Source organism: Microcoleus sp. Pol8_D6 (assembly GCF_036700965.1).
Lineage (GTDB): Bacteria > Cyanobacteriota > Cyanobacteriia > Cyanobacteriales > Microcoleaceae > Microcoleus.
Map to the genome: position 1 here is coordinate 73435 of NZ_JAUBPW010000027.1, position 10579 is coordinate 84013.

Below are 10579 nucleotides of genomic sequence, written 5' to 3' on the forward strand. Positions count from 1 at the left end.
ACTAGCCCCCTGGCTATGCGTACTCAGCCAATACAAATAGCCCGAACCTCCCGGTCAATCGATTTTAGATTTTAGATTTTAGATTGACCCCACGGATAAATTCGGGGGCTTGTGTATCGGAAACAGGTTTTTTATTTCTGGACGGATGAATCCGGGGGCTTATATCCTGGATGCTTGATTGTCAAAAGTTGCAGATCGCCGTCGAAAAACAAATCAGAATATTTAATCAATGGAGTTCGACAAAGGTTATAAATAAAAGCTATAAGGTATATCTATCTGTGGGTAGTTTTATAAATTTCCCAAGAGCTGTATTTTTCGCTTTTAATTAGCTTCATGCCCCAACTTGTCTTGATTCACCCGCAAATCCCCCCGAATACTGGCAATATCGCCCGCACTTGCGCTGCCACAGGCACGGAACTGCATTTAGTCGGCCCGCTGGGGTTTGAAATTAGCGATCGCTACCTGAAACGGGCCGGCTTAGATTACTGGCCCTACGTCAATCTCCAGTGCCACGAAGACTTAGTGGCTTTTCAGGCCTATCGGGAGCAGCGCGGGGGACGATCGATCGGATTCAGCACTGGCGGGCGATGCAATTACGCGCAATTCCAATTTCAGCCCAGCGACTGGCTGATGTTTGGCTCGGAAACTGTAGGCATTCCCCAATTCGTCTTGGATGCCTGCGACGCCACAGTTTTTATTCCGATGATCCAGCCTGGAGTCAGGAGTTTGAACCTCTCCGTCAGCGCCGCTGTTGGTTTATTTGAGGCTAAACGACAGTTGGGGGAGCTGGGATAAATCATTATCAACACATAAATATATAGATATTTAATAGCTGCCGGAGGCTGCCAAAGCTGCATTTAAATATAAGAAATTTGTATCAAAGGGGTGAAAATCTAGATAGCTGACATTAATATATTTTATTCAGTCCAAAACAGATTGTTATCAGCAACACAAAATTACTCCCAAGATGATTCAGCAACAAAAACAGAGGATTTTAGGGATTTAGGGCGTGAGCGAGTACCAGCTTGGGTCTGAACACTATATCTAGTAAATATACGGTTGTAGGTTGTCCGGAAATTAGCCTAAAGTTTGATAATAGGTGAGAGTTCAGAGCCTTACCGGAACGAAGATTTTATGTATTCGTTCCAGCTATTACGGTGTAAGGCTTGTGGGGTTAATTGCAGCAGGTTTGACCGAGAATTTTAAAATTTCTGACGGTTTGAGCTTGTCTAAATTAAAAAAGCAAGGTAATCTGGCCTAAGCATGATAGCTGTCAACAATCAGAATATTTTTGCTTGTTGATTTAAACTCAGCGTCATGCGATCCCCTTGAGTGTTTCCAAGGACAGTTAGCGCTTCTCAGTAGGAGGTCGTTTTTTTGAAACGAACATATCCCCAAATTAAGCCTGTTCAGGCTAGTGAAATCGACAGAGACGGTTCTGCGGAACCATCCAAACAGACAACGCTCAGCACAGGCAGAGTTCGCTCTCTCGCCACGATCGGGCTGGCAATATCGGTAGGTGCTTCTGGCATCCTGCTACCGAGAAATGGAGACAGCGCTCGCGCGTCTGAACTCGCACCGACATCAGAATCCACCGCTGAAGTACAGCCAGTATCGGCCAACGGGCCCGCTACGTCGGCACAAGTTGACGGTTCCAGGGCCGAACAGCCCGGGTCACCTTATGAACCCGCGACGGTTAAGGTGCAGGAGGGGCAAAGCCTTTGGGAGCTTTCTCGGGATTATGAAGTTGAACCGTTGGCACTAGCAACTGCCAACGACATCCAACCCGATACCATACTCCAAGTTGGCCAACAGCTCAGAATTCCGACTGCGACGGAAGCCACACCACAACAGAACGCCGGCTATAGCACATCGGCTTCGCTAGATCGCGCAGCGACGGTCAATCCCGAACAAGAGTTAAATCTGACTGGCTCCGAGCCATTGGATAGTGCAGCCATGACAGCGCTGCCATCAACCGCAACGACCCCGCTGGTCACGACGGTACCGGAACAAAGTTTGATCGAGATCCCGAATGCAGACGGGGCGATCGACAGTTTGAAAAAACAGGAAAACCGCACCACAGAATCGGGTCGAACTATGTTCGGGTCTGAGGGGGGAGCAAATTTATCTACACCTGCGGCATTTTTGCCGGAGTCAGCACCGACGCTGACCTCCCCCGGATATGCAACTGGGACAACTATTCCTGACCTCGATGCCGCACCTGTAATTCCCAATTCCGGGGGAGGTCAAGCAGCATCGCCCGATCGAACATTCGAGTCAATTGAACAGTCTTTGGCAACACCCACTGTGCTAGTCCCCCCTGCGGGAAGTACCGCCGCGCCGGCTGAGGTTCTCTACAGCGTGCGTCCGGGAGATACGCTAGATGCGATCGCCAAAGGTCACGGCGTATCGCCCACAGATCTGATCTCCGTTAACAAGCTCGGCAACCCCAACTTGCTGAATGTCAATCAACGGCTGAAAATTCCCCAAGTTGGGTTTAAAAATCCAGGGGTGCAGGCGGCAGCCTCTTATTCTGCCTCCAACTCTACATCTGTCTGGGCCGCGAGTTCGGTTCCCGCATCTTTGAACCCCAGCTCGTCTACCTCGGAAATAGCGGGTGCTGGCGTTGCAGCACCCGCGCCCAAAGTGCCTGTTGTCTCTCCCCTGGAGAACCTGGAAGGTCTGAACAATATTTCAGCGCCGATGGTTCCCCAAATTAACAGCATTCCGCTGACTCAAGTTTCCCAAACCATTAGCGATCCACGGAAGCTGGATCTTCAAGGCGAACCAACATTTACAGGTGCAGTTGACACCAGTGCCCTGCCCTCGCCAGCCAGTGCAACTGCTACCGCCATCGCTACGGGAGAATACCCGCAGCCGACGATCAGCTTCGTGGCAAATACTAGCGCCCAGGGTTCAAATGCGGAGCCAACTAGCGCTGTACCAGAGTCGAAATCGGAGCCTCTACCTACCGCAGAAGCTCTCAACCCTTATTCCGAACGCTTGAGGGCAGAAGTTGTCAGGCTGCGAGAGGAATATCGTGCCTCGCGCAATTCGATCGGCGCCAATGCGGTGTCCCTGGCTCCAAATGACGGGTCCTCGGTCAACCCGTCTGAGGATATGCCAAGTGTCAATCCATATCTCTACACCCCCGACTATAGTGAGGCGGTGCAGAAGGAAATCAGCAGACCGCCATCGAGAGCCTGGTCAGAGCAGGTTCAGAAGCAGCAGCAAGAGCGTTTAGACCCCGCTCGCGCAGCGGAACTACAACCGATAAACCTGACCCCGAACTCTTCTGGGCAGCAGCCTGTGGTAGCAACTGCTCCTTTGGGAGCCGACGGTTACGATCCCCTAAGCAACCCGTCTTTGGGACGCATGGTTTCTCCAGAACTGCCTCCTCTGTCGAACCCTGATACCTATCTGCCTAACGGCAAACAACAGTCGGCTAACGGGTTTATTTGGCCGTCTAAGGGCGTTCTTACTTCTGGCTACGGCTGGCGGTGGGGACGGATGCACAAAGGAATTGATATTGCAGGGCCGATCGGCACGCCAATTGTGGCAGCATCAGACGGGGTGGTTACCTATGCTCAGTGGAACGACGGCGGCTACGGGTATCTGGTGGAAATTACTCATCCTGACGGCACTGAGACTGTCTATGCCCACAACAGCCGAATTTTGGTGCAAAAGGGTCAGAGAGTCGCTCAAGGGGAACAAATTTCAGAAATGGGGAGCACCGGCTTTAGTACCGGGCCGCACTTGCACTTTGAAATTCATCCCGCCGGACAGGGTGCTATCAACCCAATGGCTTTACTGCCCGACGATGCGTCCAGCGCTTCTCGGTAACTACTGGTCGGAAGTTATGGGTTTTGAATGATTAGCAAAACTCATAACTTTTACTGGAAGTTATTAGAAATAGTGTTCCTTGAAAAGAAGACATAGCTAGCCCTACCGTGCTACGATGATAAATCGTGAAGTAGATTTGGCTCAGTGGCGCAGTGGTTAGCGCAGGGGACTCATAAGCCCAAGGTCGCAGGTTCAAATCCCGCCTGAGCCATTATTTAATCAAAAAAACTGCGCTCTCAAATTTGAGAGCGTTTTTTTTTTATTGATCGAGAAGATACTTGTAGTCGTTATGAGTATGATATATTTGTAACAGTTCGTAAAAAAGGAAACAAAATCTATGACCAGTGAATGCCTCCGGGTTGGTCAAGCTGCACCCGATTTCGCAGCAACAGCCGTAGTGGATCAGGAATTCAAGACAGTTAAACTGTCCGACTATAAAGGCAAAAAGTATGTAGTCCTGTTCTTCTACCCCTTGGACTTCACCTTTGTGTGCCCGACTGAGATTACAGCATTTAGCGATCGCTTCGAGGACTTCAAGAAAATCGATACCGAAATCCTCGGCGTATCCGTTGACAGTGAATTCTCTCACCTCGCTTGGATACAAACAGACCGCAAATCTGGCGGTGTTGGCGACCTCAACTATCCCTTAGTTGCTGACCTCAAAAAAACAATTAGTTCGGCCTACAACGTCCTCGACCCAGAAGCAGGTATTGCCCTGCGAGGTCTTTTCATCATCGACAAAGAAGGCATCATCCAACACTCTACTATCAACAATCTTGCCTTCGGCCGCAACGTGGACGAAACTCTCCGTACTCTGCAAGCTATCCAACACGTCCAGTCTCACCCCGATGAAGTTTGTCCCGCCGGCTGGCAGCCCGGTGACAAGACCATGACTCCCGATCCTGTCAAGTCTAAGGTATTTTTTGCTGCGGTTTAAGCAGATTATATTTGTACGGACACGGCAGTGTCGTGTCCGTACCTGCACGGGCATTCATTTAACCGGATTTTTAATTAGCAATTAGCAATTACCCAATTAGGAAATATGCTGACTTCTACTAATTTTAGCGGCTTGTTAAATCAGCGGTTTTTCCAAAATCTATTGCCTGTTCCGGCGACTAATGTTCTTAACCTGGGACAGAGAACGCCAGATTTTGAATTGCCGGATATTAATAATGGCAAATTAGTGCGGCTATCGAATTATCGGGGCGATAAGCCGGTAATTCTAGCTTTTACGCGGATTTTTACAGAAAAGCAATATTGCCCTTTCTGTTTTCCTCACATTAAAGCTTTGAATGAAAACTGGGAAAAATTTGCCGATCGCAATATAGAATTATTCATGGTTGCCAGTACCGACGATCGCCAAAGCCAAATTGTGGTTAGAGATTTAGGTTTGAAAATGCCTCTGCTTTCTGATCCAGGCTGTCAAGTTTTTCGGGCTTATCAAGTCGGTCAGGCTTTAGGTGCTCCTTTGCCTGCTCAGTTTGTTTTGGATGCAGATGGAAAACTCCTCTTCAAACATTTGTTTTCTTTCATAGACCACAATGCTAGTGTGGACACTTTGTTGAAATATGTCGATCATCGGTAAGGACACCGCTACTGTGTCCTAATTGGGAGTTTTTCACCGCTGATGCACGCTGGTGTAGGCCCATCAGCGGGATTTTTTCACCGGTTGACACTAGCTGCGACAGGTCTTTAGTAATAAATACTTATTGTGCCAATTTCGATGGCGGAATGTTGCCATGTTCGATCGACATTAATCTAGGCTATAGCTTGAAGGTACTTAGTACAAGTTTAAGCCAATGTCGTCTCCCAAAGATCGAGCGAGCAAAATTGAATTGAGCGTCTTAGCGTCGCATCCTGAGTTGTTGACAGGTTTGGATGCGTGGCTGCGGCTAGGTTTACTTTCGCCCGCTGAGGTTGAGCAATTGTGCCGACAGTATTTAGTCTGCCCAATCAGAGAACCCGCTGTAGATTTTTCTGAAATTGAGGAATCGCGAGCTCCTATTGGCGAGCCAAAAGTACCTGCCTTATCAACGCCTCAAGCATTACCTAGCAACAGAGAAAGCGTTGCTAGGCCCACAGAAACTATTCAAACCCCTAATTTTATCGCTCAAATTTTGCACTCGCTAATGGCAGAAATTAGCGTGGTGTGGCTGTTGTTTTTAGGAGTGTTCATGGTAGTTGTCTCCTCTGGAGTCTTAGCTGCCAGTCAGTGGGAAAGATTTCCTGCCGCCGGACAATATGGAGTTTTGTTAGCTTATACTTTAACCTTTTGGGCGATTAGCAGTTGGGCAAACAGACAGCAGAATTTGCACTTAACTGCTCAAACTTTGCAAGAAGTGACGCTGTTGCTAGTGCCGATCAATTTTTGGGCGATGGATACTTTTGGATTGTGGCGGTATCCTTGGGATTGGGCGGTAGCAATCGCAGCGGCACTTATTTTGACTTGGATAACTGCCCGGATTATCAAATATCAATATCAAAGCTTATCAGGAAAAAACATCACTCGCTCGATCGCCCTAAATCACTTGGGATTGAGTTATTTGCACTCTTGGTGGGCATTGGCAGGCTTTTCCCTGGCTGCGGTTTATGTGGGTACAGTGGGAACTGCTGCTATTACAGTTTATCAAGTTCAGCAACAACGATTGCAATCTATCCAACTTGGGGGAAATACTGAAACATTCCCCGCTGCTTTCAGTTTGAGCAGAGATTTTTTGAGTTACAAAAAAGCGGCTTTAGTAGCTTATTCATTAGGAATTTTACTGGGTCGAGCGATATTTGTCAAGGATGTAAATATCGCTGAAATGGGTTTAGCTTTGGCGATTTGTGGCGTACTTTTAGCATGGCTAGATTGGCAGCAACCCCGGCCATCTGGAACTATTGAAAACAATATATCCGACCAGCCAAATCCTAGCAATTTTTTTAAATGGCAATTAGCGGGAATGGGTTTGTTGGGATTGGGATGGCTTGTTTGTTTTCGCCAAATTCCGCTACAGGCGATCGCAGTTAGCGGATTGGCTGTTTGGTTTTTTTATAACCGTTTAGTGCGGTTTGGGCAAGAGTTTGATTTGCTAATGCTTGAGGCGGTGGGACTTCAAAGTATTTGGCTGTTTTGGCGACTGCTTCCTTTAGGGATTAAAACACAAGTTGTGGCATTTTTAACTCAGCTTACAAACTCTCAGGAAACTCCTTGGGCTTTTTGGAGTGTTCTGCTATTGCCTTATTTAATTTTAATGGTAAGTGCCGCCGAGTGGCTCTACCGCAAGCGAAAGTTTCAACTTGCCAGTTTTGGCGAAAACCTTGCGATCGGTTTGGGGAGTGTTTTAACTGTTATTAGTTTTGTCAATCCGTTTTGGCGATCGCTCAATTTATTAGTCTCTACTTTAACTTTAGGTTGGATCACTTGGAAATACGTAATTCCCGATAATTCCCGGCGAGTTTCGAGGCCGGCTTCTGCGGCTGAACAACGGGGAAATCCGGCAATTTTGGTTCCCATAACTCACATTATTGGTTTAGGCGCGATCGCTTCGGCAATTGACTTATTTTTTCCCAACCAGCCACCAAATATTTTGTCGGCAATATTATTGATTTTTATGGTGGCTGAGTGGGTATTTTTTGTCTGGATGAAAGCGGCGAATTTCCGAGAAAGTTCTGCGTTTTTCCGCTGGCATTCTGCATGGTTCCAAAGTTCGTGGTATCTGGGCTTAGTATTAGCAGGATTCAGCTTTATATTGTTGCAAAATTATGTGAGTGCGGGTACTGCCCCTCATCGCCCTCAGTGGAGTTTGCTCTGGCTGGCGACTCCTTTGGCATTGACTGGTGTTGCTAAATATACTGAGAGTCCTCACAAACAAGTTGCCAGTACCTTTAGTGCGATCGCCCTAATATTTGCACAATTTATAATTTTTATTTTTCCGGGATATCGGTTAATTGGTTTGGGCTTGGCAGCCGGATTAATGTTGGTTAATACTTACTATTTAGTCGAATTGCCAGCGGCTGTAATTGAAGTGGGATTTAGCTTGAGTTTCGTAGCTGCGGTGATTGATCAATTAGGTTTTGTGTCTGGTTGGCTTTGGGGAATTGCTGGGGCGATCGCTCTTTTGTCTCTGTGGTTGCTTCGCAGCAGAATAGTTCGTTTTTCCAACCGTTTGTCTGAGCCTTCTCAATTAGGTAAAATTTACGAGCAAGCTTTAGATGGATGGGCAATCTTACTGGCAAGCTTACTATTAACAACTATTACTTTTTATTCCTATGAACTCTACGCAGGCAGTACCTTGAGTTCCCCGCCCTATGTTGAAGTTTTGGCTGCTATTTTGGTAATAATTGCTGCGATAATTTTCCGAAGTTTACGCCAACTTTCCCCTTTGGCAATTTATGCCTTGGCTTGGAGTTTGGAGTTGTTGACAGCAGTGGGTTTGAGTTTTGTCGATCGCACTACGATTAATTTGGCAGTTGCTAATATCGCTCTCGGGTTGTCTACGCAATTATTTGGCGATGTGTGGCGGCGCCACCACCCCGATCCAACAATTTTACCTAGCATTCATTTTATACCTTTGGTTTACGGCGTATTGGGTTTAACTTTCCGATCGCACACTTTGACGAATTGGACTGGTTTAACTGTGTTGGGGGCGTCTTTAATTGCGATCGGCATTGGTAGGCGGGAGCCAGAATTCAAACCTTTGGTTTATTTAGGATTAATTGGCGTGTCCGTTGCTGCTTACGAATCGCTACTATATCAACTTTTTCAAACACCGGGAGGAGCTTTTGGCGACGGCTTAATTGTCCTGGCAACTCTCGGCACAACTTTAACATATATCTATCGCATTTTATCTCCTTGGCTCAGCAATTATTTACATTTAACTAATGCAGAGTTAAAAATATTTGCTCACCTGCATTGGGTTTTGAGCAGTTTGCTGCTGATTTGGGCTTCGGTTGATGATATTAAGTCCGGCTTAAGTTTAGGATTAGTCACTGGTGCTTTATTAGTTCAATACGCTTTCTTGCAAGGGCGAAATAATATCGATCGCCAATGGGCAGAAATTTGGATTTACTTGGGCTGGCTAGAAGCCTTTGGCATCCGGCTTTACTGGATCAATACACCTTTAGTTAAGTATATTTCCGGGCCGCTGGGGCCTTGGAAAGTTGCCTTCGCTTCTCTATTAGCTTATTTCATTTACATTTTGCCTTGGGACAACTGGGGTTGGTCAAAAAAACCTTGGCAGGTAATTGCTTTGCTGATTCCAATAGTTACTATTTTGGAAACTCCGGCTAAGTTTTATCCAATTAGCTTGCTGATAGCTGCTACCTTCTATTTTTTCCTGGCTTGGGAAAGGGAGGAAGTCCGTTTTACCTATGTGAGTGTGGCGATAATTGATTGGATATTGCTGCGGTGGTTTTGGGAAATAGGATTGACTCAGCCAGAGTTTTATGTTACTTCTTTAGGACTTTCTTTACTTTACATTACTCAGTTCGATCGCACTCTCAAATTACCAGCACAAAAACCGCTGCGCCACACTCTGCGAATGCTCGCAACTGCGCTGATTTGCGGGATGCCTCTTTTGACTCAGCAAAGCCACGGTTTAGTTGCAGGAGCTTTTAGTTTAGTGGCGATTGCAGCGGGTTTGGCGCTGCGAGTTCGGGCGTTTTTGTTTGTGGGAACGGCTGTATTTTTAATCAATGTTTTCTATCAGTTGGTGGTTCTGATCTTCGATTATCCGCTGATTAAATGGGCGATTGGTTTGGCTTTTGGGATTGTGTTTATCTGGATTGCTGCTACTTTTGAAACGCGGCGCGATCGCATTTCTGCTTTGGTGCAGCATTGGGTTGTGCAATTGCAATCCTGGGATTAGATTCATCGATTGTAAGGCGGGCAATGCCTGCCCTACTGAACCACTACTCTTCGATGTAGTATAATCACATTATTAAAGCTGCGGTCGCAGACAAAAAATCGAATATTCCCGGACTAACCAATGAGTACCACTCAGTTAATTAAGCGTTTATTTACAGTCAAAGAATATCATCATATGATTGAAGCTGGCATCTTGACAAAAGATGATAAAGTTGAATTAATTCGAGGAGAAATTGTCCAAATGGCCGCCGTCGGTAGAAGACATACATCTCATGTCAAGCGTCTGACAGAGTTATTCTATACTCGCTTATTATCGAGAGTAACCATTGGAGTTCAAGATCCGGTAGAATTGGACGATCACTCCGAACCTGAACCGGATATTTCCTTGCTGCGACGGCGCGATGATTTTTACGAATCGGGACATCCTCAGTCTGAGGATATTTTACTCATTGTGGAAGTAGCGGATGCAACCGCTGAAACTGACAGAAATATCAAAATTCCTCTTTATGCCGAAGACAATATTGTAGAAGTTTGGCTGGTTGATATTAACGAGCAATGTGTAGTAGTTTATCGCGAGCCTTCTCCCTCGGGATACCAAAATATTCAAAGATTCCAGCGGGGTCAGACTTTATCCATTCTAGCTTTTCCAGATATAGAAATTGCTGTAGATAATGTGTTGGGATAAAAGACCCAAAACTCATACCATTTTAGATTTTAGAATTGGGAAGGATATCGCATCCGGTTGCATGAGAATTAATATTACCCACAGCCATGACACGGCAGTGCCGTGTCCCTACAATTAATGCTTGCGATATAGCAGTCGCCAAGGCAGTTAGGACGCTTGACGTAAGACATCTTCAATGGCATCTCGTAAACAATCAAACTGAA

6 protein-coding genes and 1 tRNA gene are annotated in these 10579 nt (G+C 46.4%); all 7 read left to right on the top strand.

Going from position 1 to position 10579, the window contains the following annotated elements:
* Positions 1-333: 333 nt before the first annotated feature.
* The 7 genes from QUA10_RS13300 (at position 334) to QUA10_RS13330 (ending at position 10376) form a co-directional block, all read left to right on the top strand.
* Positions 334-795 (top strand): tRNA (cytidine(34)-2'-O)-methyltransferase, encoded by a 462-nt coding sequence (locus tag QUA10_RS13300; RefSeq protein WP_333083082.1) that lies wholly within the window; start codon positions 334-336, stop codon positions 793-795.
* Positions 796-1377: 582 nt separating this feature from the next.
* Positions 1378-3843 carry a peptidoglycan DD-metalloendopeptidase family protein gene (locus tag QUA10_RS13305; RefSeq protein ID WP_333083083.1) on the top strand — a complete coding sequence of 822 codons (2466 nt, stop codon included), beginning with the start codon at positions 1378-1380 and terminating at the stop codon, positions 3841-3843.
* A gap of 138 nt (positions 3844-3981) precedes the next feature.
* Positions 3982-4054: transfer RNA gene (locus QUA10_RS13310), tRNA-Met, on the top strand.
* A 126-nt stretch (positions 4055-4180) separates the two neighbouring features.
* Positions 4181-4780 (top strand): peroxiredoxin, encoded by a 600-nt coding sequence (locus tag QUA10_RS13315; protein WP_015178160.1) that lies wholly within the window; start codon positions 4181-4183, stop codon positions 4778-4780.
* A 105-nt stretch (positions 4781-4885) separates the two neighbouring features.
* A complete protein-coding gene (locus tag QUA10_RS13320; RefSeq protein WP_333083084.1) occupies positions 4886-5428 on the top strand; it encodes a redoxin domain-containing protein in 543 nt (180 codons plus the stop codon).
* A gap of 214 nt (positions 5429-5642) precedes the next feature.
* A complete protein-coding gene (locus tag QUA10_RS13325) occupies positions 5643-9692 on the top strand; it encodes a hypothetical protein (RefSeq protein WP_333083085.1) in 4050 nt (1349 codons plus the stop codon).
* A gap of 120 nt (positions 9693-9812) precedes the next feature.
* A complete protein-coding gene (locus QUA10_RS13330; RefSeq protein WP_333083086.1) occupies positions 9813-10376 on the top strand; it encodes a Uma2 family endonuclease in 564 nt (187 codons plus the stop codon).
* Positions 10377-10579 lie beyond the last annotated feature (203 nt).

Coding starts and splice junctions, on each gene's coding strand:
- QUA10_RS13320 (WP_333083084.1), top strand. CDS start 4,886: ATGCTGACTTCTACTAATTTTAGCGGCTTGTTAAATCAGCGGTTTTTC.
- QUA10_RS13325 (WP_333083085.1), top strand. CDS start 5,643: ATGTCGTCTCCCAAAGATCGAGCGAGCAAAATTGAATTGAGCGTCTTA.
- QUA10_RS13330 (WP_333083086.1), top strand. CDS start 9,813: ATGAGTACCACTCAGTTAATTAAGCGTTTATTTACAGTCAAAGAATAT.
- QUA10_RS13300 (WP_333083082.1), top strand. CDS start 334: ATGCCCCAACTTGTCTTGATTCACCCGCAAATCCCCCCGAATACTGGC.
- QUA10_RS13315 (WP_015178160.1), top strand. CDS start 4,181: ATGACCAGTGAATGCCTCCGGGTTGGTCAAGCTGCACCCGATTTCGCA.